A 23063-nucleotide genomic window follows, 5' to 3' on the forward strand; every position below is an offset into this window, starting at 1 on the left:
CAGAGACCTGCAAAAGCCATCGGTGATGTCTGCAGCTGCGAGTGGTCGGCTGCTTTTCCTCGCAACCGACGATAATGAGGGTATGACTTTAGCGACTCCTGAACGGTATGCGGCAATGCTCGATGCGGCCAGACGGGGGTCCTATGCCTATCCCGCGATCAACGTGACCAGCACGCAGACCCTGAACGCGGCCCTGCAAGGGCTGGACGAAGCACAGTCTGACGGGATCATCCAGGTCTCCGTCGGAGGTGCTGCCTACCTGTCCGGACAGCGCCTGGCTGACCGGGTGGCTGGTTCCATTGCCTTTGCCAAGTTCGCCCACGAAGTGATTTCCCGTTACCCAAGCATCACCGTGGCTCTGCATACGGACCACTGTGCCCCGCAATACCTGGACCAATGGGTTCGGCCCCTGCTGGCCTATGAGAAGGACCAAGTGGCCCACGGTCAGGATCCACTCTTCCAGTCGCATATGTGGGACGGTTCCGGTCTGCCCCTGCGGGAGAATCTGGCTACGGCGGCGGAGCTGCTGGAGTTGTCCCGGGCCGCCCGCACCATCTTGGAGATTGAAGTGGGCACTGTCGGCGGCGAGGAGGACGGTCACTCGGCTGCTATCGACCAGCGGCTCTATTCCTCGCCCGAGGATGGTCCCAAGGTGGTTGATGCCCTGGGTCTGGGCGAGCGCGGTCGCTACATGGTGGCCTTCACCTTTGGCAACGTGCACGGGTCCTATAAGCCTGGTGTGGTCAAGCTGCGGCCCGATCTGCTGGGGCAGATCCAGGCCAGGACTGCCAAGGCCATATCTGATGGGAAGGTTGACGGCATCCCCGCCCCAGGCGCCCCTGCCGACAAGCCCTTCCTTCTGGTCTTCCATGGGGGCTCCGGCTCGCAGCCGGAGGAGATCGCCTCGGCCGTCGCTCACGGGGTGGTCAAGATGAATGTGGATACCGACACCCAGTACGCCTTCACCAGGGCCGTGGCCGGGCACATGTTCGCCAATTACGACAAGGTCCTCAAGGTGGACGGGGAGGTCGGCGACAAGAGTGAGTACGACCCCCGTTCCTGGGGGCGCCAGGCCGAGGATGGGATGGCGGCTCGTGTAGTCGAAGCCTGTCAGCAGCTGGGCAGTGCAGGGCGGGCCATGAGATGAAACGGCATACGCAATCCAATTCACGCCCACCCAGGCAGGGAATACACAAGACTGCTGCTTGGGGATTGCTCGGGTTCGGCGTATTGCTGATGCTTGATTCCTCAACGACCCCGATGACCGGCCGTCCCTTATGGGCCCAATGGCTGGTGCTGTTGGTCGCTATCCTCCTCGTGGGCTTCGGCATCTGGTTCTATGCCAAAGTTGTGATGGTGAGGTGGGCCGGACGTCAGCCTACCGAGTTGACGGCCCATGGTTTCCTCGTCTCCTTGTTGGGCGGACTGGGCATCGGCTTCGGATTGTTGGCCCTTTCGGCTTTCATCCTCATAATCCTTGGGTTTTACAGGGTGGATGGTTTCCGCCCATTCGGTGTCTCCCAGATCCTGACCTTAGGAGTTCTGGCTTGCGCGTCGGTTTTTGAAGAACTCATAATGCGGGGTGTAGCTCTCCACGCCCTGGATCGCTGGCTGGGATGGGTGCCTGCCCTGACTTTGACTTCGCTTCTTTTCGGGTTCATGCATGCGCTCAACCCTGGGGCTACCCTCTTCTCCTGTCTGGCCATAGCCATCGAAGCCGGTCTTATGTTGGGCTCCATCATGGTATCCAGGCATAATCTCTGGATCTGCATAGGCTTTCATATAGGGTGGAACCTCACTGAGGCCCTGTTGGGAATTCCGGTCTCCGGCCAGGATATACGCGGCTTCATGGTCATGAAGGTTCAGGGGCCGACCCTGCTGACCGGTGGATCATTCGGCATCGAAGCATCCCTGATTCCGGTCATCCTAGGGTTGCTCGTCAGTGCGATCTTCCTGCTCTGTCGGGGCCGGGATACCATGATCGGTTCCAGGACCTGACCAGACTTTTCCAATTTCGGATCTACCCATGCTGATGCGAAAGGTCTGGAAGACCTCCAGCTCCATACGTGGGGTTAGGCTCGTCTATGGATGGTCTGCCTTTGTTTTCCTTGGATGGCGGCCAGCGGATAAGGAGCATCGTATGCCTGGAATCGTGATCGTCGGGGCCCAGTGGGGCGACGAGGGCAAGGGCAAGGCAACGGATCTGATCGGCGAGCACATGGACTACGTCGCCAGGTTCAACGGGGGCAACAATGCCGGCCATACCGTGGTTGTGGGCGACCAGGAGTACGCCCTCCACCTTCTGCCCTCGGGGATCATTCATCCGGCCATCACCCCGGTCATCGGCAACGGCGTCGTGGTCGACCCGGCTGCCCTCTTCGAGGAGATCGATGGGCTCCAGTCCCGCGGCGTGGATTGCAGCCGGTTGAGGATCAGCGAGTCCGCGCACATCATCGCCCCCTACCATCGGACGCTGGACAAGGTGACCGAGCGTTTCCTGGGCAAGCATAAGATCGGCACGACAGGCCGCGGGATCGGTCCGGCCTATGCCGACAAGATCAACCGCGTAGGCATTCGCGTGCATGACCTGTTCAATGTCGACCACCTGCGCGACAAGGTGGAGGCCAGCCTGCACCAGAAGAACCAGATGCTGGTCAAGCTCTACAACCGCCGGGCCATTGAGGTGGAGGCCACCGTTGAAGAGCTGGCGGGATACGCCGAGCGGCTCAAGCCCTACGTGGCCAATACCTCGCTGATGCTCAACCAGGCCCTGGAGCAGGGCAAGAACGTGCTTTTCGAGGGGGGACAGGCCACCATGCTGGATGTGGACCATGGCACCTATCCCTTCGTCACCTCATCCAACTGCACGGCCGGGGGCGCCTGCACCGGCACTGGCGTGGGCCCGACCAAGATCGACCGGGTGGTCGGCGTGGCCAAGGCCTATGTGACCCGCGTTGGCGAGGGGCCCTTCCCCACGGAGCTGGACAACGAGCAGGGCGAATGGCTGCGTCGTCAGGGCCACGAGTACGGGGTGACCACCGGCCGCTCCCGCCGCTGCGGCTGGTTCGACGCGCTGGTCAGCCGCTATGCAGTGCAGATCAACGGCCTGACCGACATCGTGCTGACCAAGCTGGATGTCCTCTCCGGCCTGGAGACCATCCCGGTCTGCGTGGGCTACGACATCACCCGGTCCGACGGCTCCCGGGCCAGGGTGGACCAGATGCCCGTGGACCAGGCCGAGTTCCAATCCGCCCAGCCGGTATACGAGGAGCTGCCGGGCTGGCGCGAGGATATCTCCGGCGCCAAGAGCTTCGAAGAGTTCCCGACCAAGGCCAAGGACTACATCCACCGTCTGGAGGATCTGTCCGGCTGTCGCATCTCGGCCGTGGGTTCGGGTCCGGGCCGCGATCAAATCGTGCAGATCCACTCGCTGATCGACTAAGGAAGATCCATGGCTCTGCCCTGCCTGACCGCCTTCCCTGGGGCGGTCGGTACGGGAATCATCATCTCCACGGACAGGCCTCTGGGAGAACGGCTGCACGGTGCCATCGTTGATCTGATTGAGGGTTACGAGCGTGCCCTGTCACGGTTCAGGCAGGATGCCATACCTGCGCAAATGGCCCAGGCTGCTCATGGGGGCAGGTTTGTCTTTCCTGACTACTGCCAGGGGCTCTTTGACCTATATGACAGGCTGTATTCCGCCACCGACGGGGCCTTGGACCCCATGGTGGGCGAGGACTTGACCCGTCTGGGCTACGGCAGGCAGCCCACCTTCCGGCTGCAGGCCGATGCCGCTGGTCATCTGGGGCGGATCCACGGGCGACCGACCTGGGGCGATGACCTCAGGCGTCAGGGTGCTGTCCTTGTGACTACCGGTCCGGTCAGCCTTGATTTCGGCGCAGTTGGCAAGGGCTATCTGGTAGACCTCATTGCCGATCTGCTCGAGCCCCGGGTCGAAGAGTATCTGATCGATGCTGGCGGCGACATGCGTATGCGGACCTCTCACCCGGTCTCTATAGCCATGGAGGATCCCAGCGATCTGTCGGCAGGCGTGGGCCGGATCGAGCTGTCCCATGGATCCTTGTGCGCCTCGGCCCCCAGCCGTCGCCATTGGACCGACCGGTCCGAGGATGCCGCAGCGGCCGGACTGACAGCCCTTCACCACATCTTGGATGCCATCGACGGCCGTCCGGTCGACCGCGTGCTGGCATCCTGGGTAGTGACTGACGAGAAGAACAACGAACACCCCACGGGCCTGGCCGACGGTTTGGCTACAGCCCTTTTCCTGGTGCCGCCGGATGCGCTGGCCACCGGATTTTCCTTCTCCTGCGCGCTGATGCGTGCCGACCGTCAGGCTCTGATCTCCGACGAATTTCCGGGCCGGTTCTTCACTGACTCCAATGACCATCCGTCCACATAGTGGACCTGTCTCGTTGAACAAGCCGGTGCCAGGCCTATGGTCGGCACCAATGCGGATGCGCAGAGAACGCATTCGGTTTGCGAATGATGAAGGGAGGTTCGCCGTGATGACCAGCTTGACAGACACCCGCCGATTCGGCACCGTGTCCGCACGAATTATTAGCCCGTCCTCACCGGCGGACTGACTCGACAATCTTCATTGTTCGACCCCGTCGGAAGGCGGGGCTGGACGCATAGGCTTCATCGCATCAGACCCTGCCAACAGCGGGGTTTTTCTATAAGGAGATGAGATGAAGTGACGGCAAACGACGTCAGTGTTGCTTCCCCGGCCCCGGCAGCGTCCGTGTCCGGCAGCACCCGTGTGACCCGCAGCTCGGTTCGCACAGTCATCGGGGCCTCCATGGTCGGCACGGCCATCGAGTTCTACGATTTCTATGCTTATGGGACGGCTTCGGCCAACTATTTCCCCAAGCTTTTCTTCCCTAAGACCGATCCGACCGTGGCCCTGCTGGCATCCCTGCTGACCTTTGCCATAGCCTTCATCGCGCGGCCCTTGGGATCCTTGATCTTCGGACACTTCGGGGACCGCCAGGGGCGCAAGACTACCCTGGTGGTCTCCCTGCTGACCATGGGCTGCTCCACGGTCCTGATCGGCGTCCTGCCCACCTATGCCACCTGGGGACTCTGGGCCGTGGCGGTCCTCTGCCTGTGCCGGTTCGTGCAAGGTATCGGCCTGGGCGGCGAGTGGTCAGGCGCGGCTCTGGTGGCCACCGAGAACGCCCCGGAAGGCAAGAGGGCGCTCTACGGCTCCTTCCCTGAGCTGGGCGCCCCCATCGGCTTCTTCCTGGCCAACGGAACCTACTTCCTGCTGGAGATGTTCTGCACCCCCGAGCAGATGCTGAGCTGGGGCTGGCGCGTGCCCTTCCTGCTCTCCGCCATCCTGGTGGTCGTGGGTCTGGCTGTGCGCGTCTCCATGCAGGAGACCCCTATCTTCCAGATGGCCCTGGATCAGCAGAAGGTCGTCAAGACCCCGCTGCTGGAGGTCTTCCGCAAGAGCTGGCGCCAGGTGCTCCAGGCCACCTTCCTGGTCGCAGTCACCTACACCCTCTTCTACACCCTGGCTACCTGGTCCCTGGCCTACGGCACCAAGCCCAAGTCCCAGGGCGGCGGCGGACTGGGCTTCACCAACCAGGAGTACCTGCTCATGCTCATGGTCTCCATCCTGGTCTTCGCCCTCTTCATCGTGTTGGCCTGCGTCTATGCGGACCGCATCGGCCGTCGCCGGGTGCTGATCGGCAGCTCCGTCATGCTGGTGGTCTTCAGCCTGGTCTTCCCCTACCTGCTCATGGCCCATCACAACACCTTCCAGGTCATGGTCTTCCTCTGCGTCGGGTTCGCCCTGATGGGCATCGCCTTCGGGCCTATCGGCGCCTTCCTGCCGGAGCTCTTCGACGCCAACGTGCGCTACTCGGGTTCCGGCATCGGCTACAACTTGGCGGCCATCGTGGGCGCGGCCTTCGTGCCTACCATCGCCACCTGGCTCTCCTCCCACTGGGGAGTGCGCTCGGTCGGGCTCTACCTGGCCGTTATGGCGGTCTGCTGCCTGGTGGCAGTGCTGACCTGCCACGAAACCAAGGATGTGGACTTCACCAAGTAAGCCCTGGAGGCATCCCGCCGGCCGGTTCCTCGAATCGTGCCGGTGTCCGAACAACGAATTGCGGACAGTCCATCTGGCTATATCACGAGTATGGTTGGAGGCATACCGTATCCAAAGGGTACGGATCGGGGTCAAGGACAAAATCCGTCGCCCCGGTCGAAAGAGCATCGTCCGCCTGGAACAACGACAGGAATTCACAGTATTTTGCGTTCCCCGGCCTGGAAGAGCCGGTCCGGTTGGACCGCACATAAAGGAGTGTAGATAATGGCAGCACAGATCTGGTATGAGAAGGATGGGGACCTTTCGGTTCTGGATGGCAAGAAGGTGGCCATCATCGGCTACGGTTCCCAGGGACATGCTCATGCGCTGAACCTGCGTGATTCCGGTGTGGATGTGGTGGTCGGCCTGCGTGCCAACTCCAAGTCGGTGCCCTTCGCCAAGGAGCAGGGCCTGGAAGTCAAGACCGTGCCCGAGGCCACCAAGGAGGCCGACATCGTCATGATCCTGGCCCCCGACCAGTACCAGCGCAACATCTGGCGGGACGACATCGAGCCCAACATCAAGGAGGGTGCGGCTGTCGCCTTCGCCCACGGGTTCAACATCCATTACGGCTACATCAAGCCCAGCGCCGACCACCCGGTCTTCATGGTGGCCCCCAAGGGCCCGGGCCATATCGTTCGTCGTGAGTATGTCGCTGGCCGTGGCGTGCCCGTGGTCGTGGCCGTGGAGCAGGATCCCCGCGGCGACGCCTGGGACATCACCCTGGCCTACGCCAAGGCTCTGGGCGCCCTGCGCGCCGGCGCCATCAAGACCACCTTCAAGGAAGAGACCGAGACCGACCTCTTCGGCGAGCAGGATGTGCTCATGGGCGGCGTCAACCACCTGGTCGAGGCTGGCTTCGAGGTGCTGACCGAGGCTGGCTACCAGCCGGAGATCGCCTACTTCGAGGTCTGCCACGAGCTCAAGATGCTGGTCGACCTGATGAACGAGGGCGGTCTGAACAAGGCCCGCTGGTCCTGCTCCGACACCGCCCAATACGGCGATTTCACCTCCACCGTGGTGGACGAGTCCACCAAGGACAGGATGCGTCACCAGCTGCAGCGCATTCAGGACGGCTCCTTCGCCAAGGAGTTCATTGACGACCAGGATGCCGGCGCCCCCAAGTTCAAGGAGCTGCAGGAGAAGTACTCCCACGAGAAGATCGAAGAGGTCGGCCCCAAGCTGCGCGCCATGTTCTCCTGGAACAAGGACGTCAAGGATGCCGACGAGGCCCAGTCCTTCACCGGCAAGATCGCCCGCTCCCAGGTGCAGTGACCTCTAGGTTCTGAGTATCAGCTGCCATTTCCCTGGCATCGCCGCAGACCAGTATTCGATGTGAATCTGGTCTGCGGCTTTTTTTTATTTGAGGCATCGGGGTTCAGTGTCGAGCCCCAGTTGCATGGTTCCTCGTTCCATACGGTAGGGGGAATGCCTGCCGTTCGTACTTGCTCATACTGAGAATCTATTGTTATTGAATCGTTATTCTTTTCAGGGACAGCGGCTAATCGCGGATGTCAGAATGGATTTTGGCATAGGTGCTGATGTGATGATCAATCCTGAGTCATGACCCATCTATGAATACTTGTCGTGTGGACTCAAGGGCAGTCATCGAAGCCAAGCCAGCAGTCGACATGACACTGCAGGCGGGATTGCGATATCCCGATGAGCCAAAGGTGGTGGAGCGCATGAAAACAATGAAAACATTGGTGTCGGTCATGGTGACCCTGCCGATGTTGCTGTCCTTCGCAGGAGGTACGGCATACGCACTTGAGCGACCCGACGTAAAAGGGCAGGAAGCCGGATCACTGACCCCGGTTGCCTCCTATGACTTCAGCCAGGGAAACTTGTCGGATTCGGTCAATGGCTATGCCATGACCCTTCACGGCGGGGCATCCATCGGGGCCTTCGGAGACCGAAACGGGAACGAGGCGCTGAATCTGCAGAACGGTCAGTCGGATGCTGCAAAAAACGTTCAATATGCTCAGCTGCCTTCGGAGATCTTCGGGTCAATAGGCAACGAGGCGACCATCGACTTCGCTGCCAAGTCGAGGCATGCCGACGATGGCAATTACTTCTCACTGGCTATCGGCAAGGATGCTTCGCATTACCTTTTCTTCTATCTGAGCAAGACCAGCGCCAAATTGGCCGTTGCGGACAACGGCTGGCACAATGAGCCCTCCTTCAAGGAGCAGCTGGACAACAATGACGGAATATGGCATGACTTCCGAATCATCATCAAGGATGATTCCATGGCCCTGCTCAGGGACAATAAGTTGGTGGGAATCAAGACCAAGACCGGCATCAAGCTCTCCGATCTGGGGGGCTCCACCACCTACATCGGCAGATCCTTCTATCAGGGCGATGCCTATTGGAATGGCGCTATTGATGACCTGAAGATCTACAAGGGGGCCGATCTGGTCATGCCGACTGGGATAACCGTGACCGGAACCGGCCTGGTGAACGGATCCCTGGCCTTGACGGAGAACGATGAGCGGCAGCTGACCGCAACAATCACGCCTGAGAATGCCATCAGCCAGGAGGTGAGCTGGGCCTCGTCCAATCCCTCTGTAGCCACGGTCGATGCCAAGGGCAAGGTCAAGGCTGTGAAGGCTGGAACCAGCACCATTACCGCCACCAGCCGGGCTGGTGGACTGGTCAGTTCAGTCGACGTAACCGTCAAACCCTTGGATCCGGAAACGGCCGCCCAAGATGATGTGGATACGCTGATCGCCGGGGTTCCCTCTCAGGCGACAGGGAACCTGCCTTTGCTGGCCAAGGGACCCAGACATGATGTTGATGTCACCTGGACCTCTTCCGATCCCGGTCGCATCAGTCCGACGGACAGCAATTACCAGGCACCGGCCAATGGTGCAGCCGACCCCTATCGGGGCGCCGGAATCGTCACCCGACCCTCTTATGGGCAGGGCGATGCCAAGAAGGTCAGTCTGACGGCCACCGCCAAGGCGGGCAATGGGCGCACCGTATCGCGCAGCGTTGATGTCGTGGTCAAGGAAAAGCCACGGTCTGCGCCGAATGTCGGGTATGCCTCGGTCACTTTTCTCTCTGACGCGAATACGACTGGCGGAAAGATCGGCGAGGCTCTGTATGAATCGGCGACCTCCACCGAGCGCAATGACTTCTTCTCCTTCAGCCCCATCAACAATGGCGACCCTGTCATCACTTCCAAGACGGACACCACCGGTCTGCGCGACCCATACGTGCTGCGCTCGCATGATGGCGACGAATACTATATGATCGCCACCGATTTGAAGGTCTCACGCCAGGGCTGGGGCCAGAACCAGCAATATGGCTCGCTGAAGATCGAAGCCTGGAAATCCAAGGACATGGTCAATTGGACGCGGACCAACGCCGAGGACGGTTCGGATGCAGGCATCGTCGTCAACTCCCCCAACCAGGGGATGACCTGGGCTCCTGAGGCATTCTGGGATGACGCGCTGAACGCCTATGTGGTCTTCTTCTCCTCAAGGGCCTATACCGATGGCTCACGCTCGACGGCCGTCACCGGGAAGAAGGGTTCCCCGTACAACATCGTGCGCTATGCCATCACCAGGGACTTCAAAACCTTCACCCCCGCCAGGGACTGGCAGGATACCGGCTACTCGCGCATAGACTCCACGGTTTTCAAAATCGGCAGCTACTACTACCGAATGACCAAAAACGAGGAGAACGGTGCCGCAGGATCCTACATAGTGGATGGCAAGTCCACCTTCCTGGAACGCTCGAAGTGCCTGACCTGCACCACGTCCAGCTCGGATCCCGATGCTGATGAGACCAGCACCTGGCGATTGCTCGACCAGCGGCTGCTTCCCTTTGAGGGGCCGGAATCCATAGCTCTGAACAAGGATGACGTCAACCAGAACGAAGCCGGTGATGCCATGGTCATCATGGCTGATTCGGGGGGTTATCAACCCTTCATGACCAGCAAGACGGATCTGAGCAAAACAGACTGGTCCCACAGGCTTTCGCAGACGCCGGGATGGTTTACTCAGAAGAAGCCCGGCAAGGGCGTCACCGGGTATGTCACGGATGATGGCATGCCTACCCCGAAGAGGCATGGGGCCTTCGTCGCCGTGCCTCGGAACGTTCTGGAAGCCATGCATCGGTACACCACGGCCAACCCCTCACATCTGGAACCGGTCGCCTCCACAACCCAGGCTGAGTATGCCTCGGACAGCCGCAAACTGACCGTGACCGTCAAGGCTGAAGACCAAGGCGATGTGGCTGGCACCGTGAGCATCACGCAAAGCCCGGCATCGCGGCTGAGTCAGTCTTGGACGACCGATGTGAAACTGGGGGCTGATGGAAAGGCGACGCTGACTGTGCCGGATGAGGTCTCCGGAGATATCAGAGTCGATTATCAGGGGTACACCGACAAACTGGTCAAGCCATCCTCGACCAAGGTGACCGGGCTGGTCGCCAAGGCTGCAGACAGTGGCGGGCCTGGCCCATCCGACACCCACCTCTCCCAGACATCGCCCATTGAACAAGTCAAGGCAGGTGGTGCTGGGTCGGTTTCACCGGACCCGGGGCTTTCTCAAACAGGTGCATCTGTTGGCGTCATTGCCTTGGCTGCGCTCGCATGCGCAGTCCTGGCAATCTGCTGGTTGCGATCGGCCGGGTATAGGTCGGCATCCAGGCACTGACTGCTATGACCGGCTGTCCCTATGGGTTTTCGAGGGACGGCCGGCATCGGCAGTCCAAGACAAGAGGCTCCTGGAGCCAGCTGTTCCGGGAGCATGCAAGAGCCACCGCAATGATGTGGTGGCATTACACAGGAAGAGGCCCGTTAATGAACGGACATGGAAAGAAAGCCCTGGGGCTGCTCCTAGGGTGTGCAACACTGGCATCGGGGTCGTTGCTGCCCCTTGCCGCCTCGGCTGAGGAGGGGGAGAAGCCGCTGGTTCACTATTCCTTCGATGCCGCCCCCAACAGCCGGACCATAGCCAACGAGGGCTCTGACGGTCATAGTGACGCCACTCTGGAAGGTGATGCCTCCGTCAAGGATGGCCGCCTCGTGCTGACCGGCACCCAGGACGTGGTCATTCCCACCGGTGCCTTGAAGGACAAGCAGGACCTTACCGTTTCAATCTGGCTGAAGAATGATTCCGGCTCCATGAATACTTCAGCGGCCTACATAGGGAACGCAGATACCGCCAAAGGGTATTTCCTGCTCAACCCATCCAACCCTGCGGGGCGGGTCAAGGCGGTAATGACCACAGCGACCGCCAATCAACCCAACAAGTCCCCATGGGGCACCGAAGTGGGTCCAGGGTCCACCGGGGCTCCCTCATCCGGCTCCAAATCCACTGACGACATGGCTCTATACACCACAGTCATCAGCGGCTCCACAGGAACGATGAGCTCCTATCTCAATGGCGCTCCGCTGGGTTCTTCCACCTACTCCATACCCCAAGGTGGCCTCGGCAATTACGGGGATCTGGTCGCCTACCTGGGCAAATCCTCCTATCCCGATCCCAAGAGCAGGATCGAGGTCGATGATTACGCCATCTACGATCAGGCCATGGATGCCGCTGGGGTCAAGGGGCTCTATACCAGCCAAGCCTTGGAGAAGATCATGCCGACTGTGACGGTTCCTACTCAGGCGAGAGAGGACTTCAGCCTGCCTACGCATCTCTCGGGCGTGGATCTGGAGTGGACATCTAATTCATCGGCCCTGGCCGTGGACCGCGACGGGAAAGTCACCGTCAACAGGCCTTCTTCCGGGCAGCCGGACGCGCAGGTGACGCTGACGGCCACTTTCAGCCTGAACGGGGTCACTCGCACCAAGGCCTATCAGGTTTTGGTTCCCCATCTTCTGAGCGATCAGGAGCAGGCGCAGGCTGATCTGGATGCCGTGGCCATCGAGAATGCCGATGATGTGCGAACCAATGTTTCCATACCTACGCTCGGTGAGCACGGCTCCTCCTTCACCTGGTCCGTCAAGGATCCAGGAACGGTCGGCGCGGTGATCGTCGATGGCGTCAACGCCTCTTCCAAGACCGTGAAGGTCAACCGTCCCGCCGCTGGCAAGCCGGCTGCAACTGTGGTTCTGAGCGTGGAGGTCAGGCATGGCGACAGCAGGCTGGTCAAGGAGTTCACCCTTAAGGTGCAGCCCATGCCTGCCGACAACTCCAAGGATCAGGCCTATGTCTGGGCATTCTTCACCGGCGAGGGCGTCGGCGGCGAGAAGATCAGCCTGGCCGCGTCCAAGGGCAACAATGCACTGGACTGGAACACGCTGAATAACGGTTCGCCCCTCTTCACCTCCAGCAAGGGCGAGCAGGGGCTTCGCGATCCCTTCATCATGAGGTCCAAGGATGGCGACAAGTTCTACATGCTGGCCACCGATCTGAAGATATCCGGACGCCCCAATGCCCCCGGAGGGCTGAGCGGTTTCATGGGTGCCCAGGCCAACGGATCCAAATACATCGAGATCTGGGAGTCGGATGATCTGACCCACTGGTCCCAGGAGCGGCATGTCAAGGTGAGCAACGACTATGCCGGCAACACCTGGGCACCTGAGGCCTATTACGACGCTGAGATCGGCAAGTACGTGGTCTATTGGGCCTCCAACCTGTATCCGGATACCGATCCGGCCGAAAGGACCGCGCTGACGTACAACCGGATGATGTATGTCACCACTGACGATTTCATCAACTTCTCCAAGCCCCAGGTCTGGATCGATGTAGACCGCAGAGGTCAGCCCGGCTCGGGATCCATCGATGCCACCGTGCAAAAGGAGGATGGCCTCTACTATCGCGTCTACAAGGACGAGAAGACCATGACCCTGCGTCAGGAGAAGTCCAAGGACCTTCTGGCCAAGGTTGCCGGATCCTATCCCACTGCCGCATCCGGTGACGTTAACGGCTGGTCTCTGGTCGGGGAGCGCATCGGCGGCGGACAGGCCAACGGCTACGGTGGTACTTTCAGCGCCGGCGAAGGCCCATCCCTTTTCCGGGCGAACGATGGGGATGTCAACGGATACCAGTACTACCTCTTTGCCGATCAGCCCAATTACCACGGTGGCCCCAACCATTATGTGCCGATGGCCACCAAGAATATATCCAAGGCCGATCAGTGGAAGGTGATCGGCGACAAGATGCCCGAAGCCAACTTCCCGACCAATACGGACGGCGGCAAGCCACGGCACGGCACTGTACTGCCAGTGACCAGGGCTCAGTATCAGAAGGTCCTGGAGGCCTATGCGCCCCATGTGGCGGTCGTCTCGGTTCCGGCCCTGTCTGTCGAGACGAAGGTCGGTCAGGATCCCACGCCGAATCTTCCTGCCCAGGTGGAGCTGACCAAGGCTGACGGAAGCAAGGAGCAGGTGAAGGTGGCTTGGGATGCCGTGGATCCGTCCTCCTACAGCCACCCCGGAACCTTCCGAGTAAGCGGCATCGCCGCGGATGCTTCTCGGATGCCCGTGGAGGTCACGGTCAAGGTCCTCTCCAATGACGCCAGCCTCAAGTCTCTGACCGTGGCCGGTCAACCAGTGAATCTGGCGCAGGCCTTGGAGGGTACTGCCACGCTGGCGCTCGCCGACCTGCCTGGACTGACTGAAGCCGACATCGCCGCTCTCGCCAAGGACGATCACGCTACTGTCGCCTTGACCCTGGATTCTCCCGGATCAGCTGAAAGGATGCTGACGATCAAGGTCACAGCAGCGGATAAGGCCACCACAAGGACCTACCAGGTCAAACTGACCCAGATTCGCAGCGCCCAGCCTGCGCCCGACAAGGACAACAGCCAGAAGCCGGGGCATTCATCATCCGGCAATTCATCCGGCAATGCTTCCGGCACGGTGAACCCGCATGCACAGGCCCGTCCCTCCCTCTCCGCCACAGGTGTAGACCTGTCGAAGGTTCCAGTTCTCCTGTCGGCAGCAAGCCTGGGGCTGGTTCTCATTGCCGTCTGCAGGTTCTTCGTCCGTCGACCGGGGTCGGCACCAGCCATGGATGGAGATGAGCAGAAGTGAAACGATATGGAAGAATGATTGCCTGGATGATGGCGATTCCGACCGCCTTGGCCGGGTTGGCTTTCATCCCCGCAGCAGCAGGTGCTGTTGAAACCCTGCCCACCGACGATTTGCTGGCCGAGTACTCCTTCGCCAGCAAGCCATCGGACGGGCACACAGTCGCCAATACCGCCCCTGGCAGCGCCTTTGGCCAAGCCCAGGTGCAGAACCCGGGAGACGATCTGTGGAAGGATGAGTCCCTGGTTCTTTCCGGTGGGGACTGGGGCGGAGGGGGCAGCTGGGTTCGGCTGCCTGCTGATCTGCTTTCCGGCAAGTCCTCCGCTACCGTCCAGATGGAGGTCAAGGCGGATCCTGACATGTTGAAGAACTTCCACTTCATGTGGAACATCGGCAACGCCTCCAACCAGGAATACCTGTTCAGCTCCCTCAACTGCGCCTTCGGACGCCAGCCCCTGGTGGGCATCAAGGCGAAGGGGATCGAGCATCTGGTCCAGTCGGGCTCCTGCGCGGTCCGGGCCGACCAGTGGATGTCGGTGACAGCAACCTTGGACGGGTCGGACGGTATGGCCAGGCTCTATGTCGATGGCGAGGAGGTCGCCTCTGGCAAGGTTCCCGTCACCACTGCCGACATTGGCGACCAGAGCCTCAACACCATCGGCCACTCGCCTTGGAAGGATGTGAATTTCAAGGGCCAGGTGGCCAACTTCCGCGTCTACGGCAGGGCCTTGGACGCTGGACAGGTCAGGAGCATCAGCACTGTCGACGCCAACATCCACAGGAGCGAACTGGTGGACGGACGCATCGATGCCCTGGGCTTTCATGACCAGAGTGTGGACGGCAACTACCTGGCACTTCCCACAGCAGGAGGCACGGTAACCTGGTCCTCATCGGATCCTTCGGTCATCACTGATACGGGTATGGTCAACCAACCGCCCTCCGGCGCTCAGGATCAAACGGTAACCATGACGGCTACCACCACAGTGCGTGGATTGACCGGCAGCAAGAGCTACCGCATCACTGTCAAACCGAGCACGAAGACCAAGGCCCAAAGGCTGCAGGAGGCGGCTGACGGTTACGTCATCCCGCCCCTGATCGCCTCGGGCACCAAGCTTCCTGTGGCTCCGGATCATACGACGCTGCAGCTGCAGGCCGCTTCCGGCATCTCCATCCATGACGGGGGCCTGGTCTCCATAGCTGGTGACAAGCCTGTCTCTGGACGGATCACTGCCAGAATCACCGCTGCAGGGGTTGCCGACCCCATCGTCAAAGACTTCGAGGTGAAAATCCTTCCCAAGTCGAAGGCCAGCACCCTCCTTGCCTACGACCGCAATGCGACCTCGGCGGATACAGCCAATAACGGCGATATCGCGCACAGCATGCATCTGGCCCTCAAGGACGAAGCCTCGGGGCGCTACCAGCCCTACAACGGCAACTATGGCATTTTCTTCCCGCTGGGTTACGCCTCGCAGCCCGTCAACCAGAACACCAGGGACTACGCGCGCAGCCTGAAGGATCCTGCGATTTTCATGATGGGGGATGGGTCCTACGGAATCCTCTCCGTGCGCACCAACCGGGGGACGGATGTGCCGGACAGTCCTGGTCACCTGCTCTTTGCCCGGTCCCCAGACCTGCTTGCCTATGAGGAGAGCCCGAATTCCGCAGGCCTGATTGACTTGGGCGAAACCAACGGGGTCAACAGTCCCTATGGGGTCTACGATACGGCGTCCAAGACCACCATGATCGGGTGGCATGACGACAACGGAGTGCCCAAGTACACCAGCTTTGCTGAGCTCAAGGACAAGGATTCCGTGCATGGGCCTGTCCATGTCGGGCGGTTCGCCACGGTCGGCGGCAGCCAACCGGCGTCAGGGGTTCAAGGCATTGATGACTATCGCCACGGTTCGTCCATGGTCATTGACCAGGACCGTGTCAAGGCCCTGCAAACCCGATTCGGTCGTCTGACCAACACCGGCGTAGACAGTTTCAAGGACATCACCGTGACCAAGGGGAGTTCAGCAAACGGGTTGAAGCTGCCGAAAACCGCTCGACTGACCTATTCCGACGGTTCCACGGGTTCGCTGCCCATCAGAGACTGGGATACCTCGCATCTTGACTTGAACAAGGTCGGGGAATATGAGGTCACCGGCACCATTGGCCAGACCTCCTACAAGGTTCCTTTCGCTGAGGAGCGTGCCGATCCCTCCATCTACAAGTGGCAGTGGAAGCGGCAGGTGGACGGCCATGATCGGGTGGATACCAAGTACCTCATGATCGCCACCAATGACATTGAAGGGGACTGCACTTGGCAGCATGGCAGTCCTCATATGCCCCTGCGGATGGCCGACGCCATCGCCGATCTGGCTGACACCCCTGGCCAGGATTCCGGGTTGATTGATGCCAACGGGTACAACGCCAAGGAGCACATCATCCTTAAGGCGGGGGATCCTGATGCAGAGGGGCAGCCGATCATGCACAGCTTCTGGGCGCCTGAGATTCACGAGATCAACGGCAGGCTGACAGTCCTGTTCATGGCGGGATACGGAAACCAGTGGACCAATGGCAAGGCCGTCTATATGCAGCTCAAGCAGGATGCCGGAGGTCATGATCTCGACCCGACCGTCGCTTCCAGCTGGGAGCGGCCGCGAGCCGTGACTCGTTCCGACGGACGTCCCCTGGCCCTGGCCGCCGATGGAAGTGTCGGCATGTCCTTGGATATGAGCTACTTCCAGGATCAGAAGGGACAATCCTATTATGTCTGGCAGCAGTTGGGCGCCACCTATTTGGCCAGGATGAATCCTGCCGACCCTGCTCACGTCACCACCGACCCGGTGAGGATCGTCGCCCCGGATTACGCATGGAACGCCACAATCGCCGAGGGGCCCAATGTAACCCTGCACCAGGGCAAGCTCTATCTGATGTATTCCGGTTCCTCGGTCGGCAAGACCTACACCACCGGCATGGCTGTGGCCGACGGATCAGGCAATACCGACCTGACCGATCCAGCCAGTTGGAGCAATCTGAACTACCCCATCCAGAATTCAGGCATTTTCAACGGAAGGTGGCAGCTGGGCACCGGCCATGGCATGTGGAGCGAGGATGAGGACGGCAATCAGATCTACGTCTTCCACGCATACGCCAACAAGACGGATGGCTACCGCAACTATTCCGGGCGGGATACCTTCGTGCGCCGGGTCCATTGGGCAGCGGATGGCCTGCCGGTGCTGGACATGGATGCGAATGAAGAGCTCGCCCACCCTGATGTGAAAGTCCGGGTCAAGGTGGTTGATTCCGTGGTCAAGGTCGACAAATCCGGTCTTTCAGCTGCCTTGAAGAAGGCCGATGGTTTGGACCAGGGCAAATATGAGTCCGGTTCCTGGCTGGCTTTCGCTGCGGCTCGAACGCAGGCACAGGCTGTCTATGACGATCCCAATGCCGACCAGGCTGCAGTTGATCAGGCACTGAAGGGTCTTCAGGAGGCTATCAAGGCCCTGGTTCCCCTCAGCAGACCGGACGGAAATGGGATGCAGGGCGGCAGTCTGGGACAAGGCACCAGTCTGATCTCTGCCGATGTCAGTGGGCATGGTCGTCACGACCCTGGCCGTGATGCATCAGTCGGGGGCGGTGGTTTGTCCTCCACCGGGACGGATGTCGTCGGAGTGAGTCTGGCGGCCTTGCTCATGGTTTCGCTGGCCTTGATGGTGGCCATTCCGGTCAGAAAGTCGATGTCATCGTCATTGACCTAGGCTTGGGCTTGGCCTGATGGTGCCCCGTAGATGGAACAGATCATCTGCGGGGCACCTTCTGCTTCAGCGGGCGGATTCGGCGCCGGACACGTCCATGTCCTTGAGGCGCACGATCTTGGTGTGGTTGACGAACTTGAAGCCCAGATAGAGGACCAGGACCAGCACCACGCTGAAGTAGGTCATGGCCATGTGCGACCAGTTCAGGCTGAGCAGGGAGGGGATGTCCTGTCCGGCGATGACGATGACGCAGAGCACCATGGCCAGGATCGGGCCCAGCGGGTAGATCTTGGAGTGGTACTTGAGTTCGCTCAGGTCGTGTCCCTGGAGCTTGAAGGCCCTCCGGAAGCGGAAGTGGCTCAGGGCGATGCCGATCCAGGCGATGAACCCGGTCAGTCCAGTGGCGGTCACCAGCCACATGTAGAAAGACTGGCCGAAGATGCTGGAGGCGAAGGTGGCCAGGGACATGCAGACCGTGGCTACCAGAGCTGCCAGGGGGATGCCCCGCTTGGTGGTCTTGGCGAAGATGGCCGGGGCATAGTGGTCCTTGGCCAGCCCGTAGAGCATGCGGCTGGAGGCGTAGGCCCCGGTGTTGACGGCCGAAAGGATGGATGTCAGCACCACTGCGTTCATGACGCTGGCTGCCGAGGCCAGGCCGGCCCGCTGGAAGACCAGGGTGAAGGGCGACATGGCGATGTTCCCGTCAGAGGCACCCAGGAGGTTGGGGCTGGTGTAGGGGATCAGGGCAGCGATGACGAAGATGGACAGCACATAGAAGAGCAGGATCCGCCAGAAGACGTCGTTGATGGCCTTGGGGACCGCCTTGCCGGGGTTTTCGGATTCCCCGGCGGTTACGCCCACCACCTCTGTGCCCTGGAAGGAGTAGCCGGCGATCAGGAAGACGCTCATGATGGCCGGGAAGCCTCCCACGAAGGGGGCGTCCTTGTAGGTGAAGTTCTTCAGGCCGACCGCCGGCTGGAACATGATGCCGCAGATCATGGCCATGCCGATGACCAGGAAGACGATGATGGTGGCCACCTTGATCAGGGAGAGCCAGAACTCGGTCTCCCCGAAAGCGGAGACCGTCAGGGCGTTGATCAGGAAGACGATGACCAGGACCAGCAGGCTCCAGATCCATCCCGGGGTGTGGGGCAGCCAGTACTGGATCAGCAGGGCGGCGGTGGAGATGTCCACGGCACCCGAGATGGTCCAGTTCAGCCAGTAGTCCCAGCCCATGGCAAAGCCCAGGGCCGGATCCACGTAGCGGGCGCTGTAGGCGGCGAAGGATCCCGACACCGGCAGGTGGGTGGCCAGCTCGCCCAGGCTGGTCATCAGGAAGTAGACCATGACGCCCATGGCTATGTAGGCCAGAAGTCCGCCGCCGGGGCCGGCTGTGGAGATGGTGGAGCCTGAGGTCATGAACAGGCCGGTGCCGATGCAGCCGCCCAGGGCGATCATGGAGATGTGGCGGGTCTTGAGGTTGCGCTTGACGCTGCCGTAGCCATGGTGCTCTTGCCCGGCCCGGTCGGATTGATTGGTGTTCGACGCTGCATTGCTGGTGTTCTGCGTCATGATCCTCCTCCTTTTGGCTGGGCGACGCACCGGGGAGTCCGGGGTCGTACTGAAATTGCGATTCCTGATATGCCGGCTGGATGCCGGAACAGATTCATATGACCGGGTCCTTGAGCCGGTCCTCGAACGATTAGGGAGTCTATGCCACTGGTGTGGCTTTCCGCCTCCCATGGCCACAATATGTCATGCTAGTTGACCAATTGTTCATAGCGATTCCGGATCCCCGCTCAAATCCATCGTCTTCAGGGGCACGATCCGGGTATGGTAGCGGATCTTGTAGCCCAGGTAGAGGGCAAGCACCAGGGGCACGCTGATGTAGGTGACGCCGATCTCCTGCCAGTTCCAGTTGACGAAGGCCTCGATGTTCTGCCCGCCGATGACGATGATGCACAGAATCAGGGCCAGGATGGGCCCCAGGGGGAAGAGCTTGGCATGGTAGCGCAGCTCCTCAACCCGGTGGCCCTGGACCACCCAGGCGCGGCGGAAGCGATAGTGGCTCAGAGCGATGCCGATCCAGACGATGAATCCGGTCAGGCCCGAAGCGGCCACCAGCCACATGTAGATCCGCTGGCCAAAGATGCTGGCGGCAAAGGTGGCCAGGGAGACCACCAGGGTGGCGACCAGCGAGGCCATGGGGATGCCATGACGGGTGGTGTGCCCGAAGAAGGCCGGGGCGTAATGGTCCTTGGCAAGGGCGTAGAGCATCCGGGTGGAAGCGTAGACCCCTGAGTTGGCGGACGAGAGGACCGAGGTCAGGATGATGGCGTTCATGACGCTGGCCGCCGAGGCCAGACCCGCCCGCTGGAAGACCATGGTGAAGGGCGACATGGCGATGTCCCCCTGGGCGGAGCTGAGCAGGTTGGGGCTGGTGTAGGGGATCAGCGCGGCGATGACGAAGATGGACAGGATATAGAAGAGCAGGATCCTCCAGAAGACATCATTGATGGCCTTGGGTACCGCCTTGCCGGGGTTTTCGGACTCGCCGGCCGTGACGCCGATCAGCTCGGTGCCCTGGAAGGAGAAGCCGGCAATCAAAAAGACGTTGAGAATGGCGGGGAATCCGCCCACGAAAGGCGCATCCTTGTAGGTGAAGTTGCCCAGGCCCACGGCCGGGCGGAACATGATGCCGCAGATCATGGCCAGACCGATGACCAGGAAGACAATCACTGTCACTACCTTGATCAGGGAGAGCCAGAACTCGGTCTCGCCAAAGGTGGACACGGTCAGGGCGTTGATCAGGAAAATGACCACCAGGACCAGCAGGCTCCATATCCATCCTGGGGTGTGGGGCAGCCAGTACTGGATCAGCAGGGCGGCGGTGGAGATGTCCACAGCCACGGTGATGGCCCAGTTCAGCCAGTAGTTCCAGCCCATGGCGAAGCCCAGGGCCGGATCCACATAGCGGGCGTTGTAGGCGGCGAAGGAACCGGAAGTGGGCAGGTGGGTGGCCAGCTCGCCCAGGCTGGTCATCAGGAAGTAGACCATGAGGCCCATGGCCGCGTAGGCCACCAGCGCGCCTCCCGGTCCGGCCTTGGCGATAGTGGATCCGGAGGTCATGAACAGGCCCGTGCCGATGCAGCCGCCCAGGGCGATCATGGTGACGTGTCGGGTCTTGAGGTTGCGTTGGACCCGGTCGTCGGATGCGGAGGGGTCGTCTTTCCCGCCCTGCCTGGTCGCCATGACTGCTCTTCTCCTCGAACTGACCTGAGAGCCCTATGACGACGGTTCCGGCCGGTTCCGCTCAGGCGAAATCCAGGCGGGTTGCCTGTCTGTGACACTGCACATAGCGCTCCGCAACATCTGGTTGCGACAGTCCCGGACCTGTTCGACCCGGGCCCAACGGGTCGGATGGGCGGATCCGAACCGTTTCGGCCGGACATCCTTTCGCCGGGAATAGGCGACACCGCACTGTCTGATCCCGGTTACTGATAGGTTCGGCGACCTCTTCAGTGGCTTTGCAATTACGGGTAAGCATAGATGGATTCTCAGACAAGGCCGGATCGCTCGCCTATAGGGCATGGGGTGAAGTCGTCGAAAGCGCCGCTACTGCAAATCACTACTCTCGCTTAGAACGCATTGGATCCAATAGATCGATATCAATTGTGAACGAAGGTAATCAAATGAAAATCCCGTGGTTTAGCACTGCTTTGCTAAATCTACAATTCTTATAATTGAATTAATAAACTATCCTTGCAAATAAGTACTGCTATACTGAATGTGAACTTCGAGGTAAGACAATGATGTTTTTGTGAAGGGGTGAGTCTAGATGAGAACCAGCAACAAACGCATAATGGCGGCCATGGCTGCAGTCGCGGCCTTAAGCATGGCACTGGCCGGGTGCGGTTCCTCCGGCGGATCCGATGCCAACAAGAGCGGTGACACCAAGTCGGGCGGCAAGGTCGAACTGACATACCTGCACCGTCTTCCCGACAAGCAGGGCATGACCATGGTCAAGGACACCGTGGCCAGGTGGAACAAGGATCACCCGAACATCCAGGTCAAGGCTACCAAGTTCAACGGCAGCCCCGGCGACCTGATTAAGAAGCTGGAGACCGACGTCAAGGCCGGTAATGCTCCCGATCTGGCCCAGGTAGGCTACGCTGAGTTGCCTGAGGTCTATACCAAGGGCATCGTCGAGGATGTCACTGCAGAGGCAGGCAAGTACTCCAAAGACTTCGCAGAGGGTCCCAGCAAGCTTATGAGCGTAGACGGCAAGGTCTTCGGTCTGCCCCAGGATACCGGCCCCATGGTCTACTACTACAACAAGACGGAATTCGACAAGCTGGGCATTAAGGTCCCCACCACGGCCGAGGAATTCATCGAATCGGCCAAGAAGGCAGCGGCTCAGGGTAAGTACATCATGACCTACCAGCCCGATGGTGCAGGCATGGCCTTCTCCGCCCTTTCCGGCGCGTCATCTCCCTGGTACAAAATCAAGGACGGCAAGTGGGTCGTCAATGTTGATACGCCCGGCTCCAAGGCCACGGCCGACTTCTACCAGCAGCTGCTCGATGCCAAGGCGATGAATCTGACCCCCAGCACCGACCCCTCCTTCGCTGGTGCCTTCCATGACGGCTCCATCATCGGATCCATTGATGCCGCCTGGAATGCCCCGATCATGATGGACTGGATCGGTGATGCCGGCAAGGGCCAGTGGAGGGTCACCCAGATCGGCGACTGGTTCAAGAACGGCGAGAAGACCGGACCCAACGGCGGTTCGGGTGTTGCAGCCATCAAGGGCACCAAGCACAAGGCAGAGGCCATGGAGTTCCTGGATTGGTTCAACACCCAGGTGCCTGATCTGACCTCTCAGGGTCTGATTGTCGCGGCCTCCACCGAGAAAGCCAAGACCCCTCAGTCCTGGACCGAATTCTTCGGCGGGCAGGACGTGATGGCGGAATTCGCTAAGGCCAATGCCAACATGGGTTCCTTCAACTACATGCCCGGATTCTCCGCGGTGAGCAGCGCCGTCGGCGAGGCTGCGGACAAGGCCGGCAAGGGTCAAGCCAAGGTCTCCGATGCCTTCGATGCAGCGCAGAAGACGTCCCTTGCCACACTGAAGGATTATGGCCTTCCGATCGCCAAGGATTGATCGGTAACCGCTCTTCGGCGGATACAGTAGGGAGGCCTTCCCTGACAA

General features: G+C 60.5%; 12 protein-coding genes and 1 riboswitch. Of the genes, 10 read left to right on the forward strand and 2 right to left on the reverse strand.

Annotated features, from left to right (window positions below; genetic code table 11):
• Window positions 1-82: 82 nt before the first annotated feature.
• The 9 genes from fbaA to FPK30_RS00350 all read left to right on the forward strand — a co-directional run bounded on the left by fbaA (window position 83) and on the right by FPK30_RS00350 (window position 17854).
• Window positions 83-1147: a class II fructose-bisphosphate aldolase gene (gene fbaA, locus FPK30_RS00310; protein ID WP_144084835.1), complete on the forward strand. Its 1065-nt coding sequence runs from the start codon at window positions 83-85 to the stop codon at window positions 1145-1147.
• Window positions 1148-1353: 206 nt separating this feature from the next.
• Window positions 1354-1998 (forward strand): CPBP family intramembrane glutamic endopeptidase, encoded by a 645-nt coding sequence (locus FPK30_RS00315; RefSeq protein WP_260804376.1) that lies wholly within the window; start codon window positions 1354-1356, stop codon window positions 1996-1998.
• A 142-nt stretch (window positions 1999-2140) separates the two neighbouring features.
• Complete coding sequence (locus FPK30_RS00320) at window positions 2141-3442, forward strand: adenylosuccinate synthase (protein WP_101433069.1); 1302 nt, start codon at window positions 2141-2143, stop codon at window positions 3440-3442.
• A 9-nt stretch (window positions 3443-3451) separates the two neighbouring features.
• Complete coding sequence (locus FPK30_RS00325) at window positions 3452-4420, forward strand: FAD:protein FMN transferase (protein ID WP_144084837.1); 969 nt, start codon at window positions 3452-3454, stop codon at window positions 4418-4420.
• Between the two features lie 399 nt (window positions 4421-4819).
• On the forward strand, window positions 4820-6076 hold the full coding sequence (locus FPK30_RS00330) for an MFS transporter (RefSeq protein ID WP_231575821.1): 1257 nt from the start codon (window positions 4820-4822) through the stop codon (window positions 6074-6076).
• 264 nt (window positions 6077-6340) lie between these two features.
• Window positions 6341-7390, forward strand: a complete 1050-nt coding sequence (ilvC, locus tag FPK30_RS00335) for a ketol-acid reductoisomerase (RefSeq protein ID WP_015022635.1) — start codon at window positions 6341-6343, stop codon at window positions 7388-7390.
• Between the two features lie 410 nt (window positions 7391-7800).
• Window positions 7801-10779, forward strand: a complete 2979-nt coding sequence (locus FPK30_RS00340) for an Ig-like domain-containing protein (RefSeq protein ID WP_232345903.1) — start codon at window positions 7801-7803, stop codon at window positions 10777-10779.
• A 146-nt stretch (window positions 10780-10925) separates the two neighbouring features.
• Complete coding sequence (locus FPK30_RS00345; RefSeq protein ID WP_144084838.1) at window positions 10926-14111, forward strand: immunoglobulin-like domain-containing protein; 3186 nt, start codon at window positions 10926-10928, stop codon at window positions 14109-14111.
• Window positions 14112-14137: 26 nt separating this feature from the next.
• Window positions 14138-17854, forward strand: a complete 3717-nt coding sequence (locus FPK30_RS00350) for a family 43 glycosylhydrolase (protein ID WP_232345902.1) — start codon at window positions 14138-14140, stop codon at window positions 17852-17854.
• A 63-nt stretch (window positions 17855-17917) separates the two neighbouring features.
• Here FPK30_RS00350 and FPK30_RS00355 read toward each other — a convergent pair whose 3' ends face one another.
• Window positions 17918-19423 (reverse strand): amino acid permease, encoded by a 1506-nt coding sequence (locus FPK30_RS00355; RefSeq protein ID WP_144084839.1) that lies wholly within the window; start codon window positions 19421-19423, stop codon window positions 17918-17920.
• 204 nt (window positions 19424-19627) lie between these two features.
• A complete protein-coding gene (locus FPK30_RS00360) occupies window positions 19628-21103 on the reverse strand; it encodes an amino acid permease (protein ID WP_144084840.1) in 1476 nt (491 codons plus the stop codon).
• A 96-nt stretch (window positions 21104-21199) separates the two neighbouring features.
• Window positions 21200-21378, reverse strand: a riboswitch (Lysine riboswitch).
• Window positions 21379-21689: 311 nt separating this feature from the next.
• Between FPK30_RS00360 and FPK30_RS00365 the strand changes: the two genes are divergently transcribed.
• Window positions 21690-23015 carry an ABC transporter substrate-binding protein gene (locus FPK30_RS00365; protein WP_144084841.1) on the forward strand — a complete coding sequence of 442 codons (1326 nt, stop codon included), beginning with the start codon at window positions 21690-21692 and terminating at the stop codon, window positions 23013-23015.
• Window positions 23016-23063 lie beyond the last annotated feature (48 nt).

The organism is Bifidobacterium apousia (assembly GCF_007559275.1).
GTDB lineage: Bacteria > Actinomycetota > Actinomycetes > Actinomycetales > Bifidobacteriaceae > Bombiscardovia > Bombiscardovia apousia.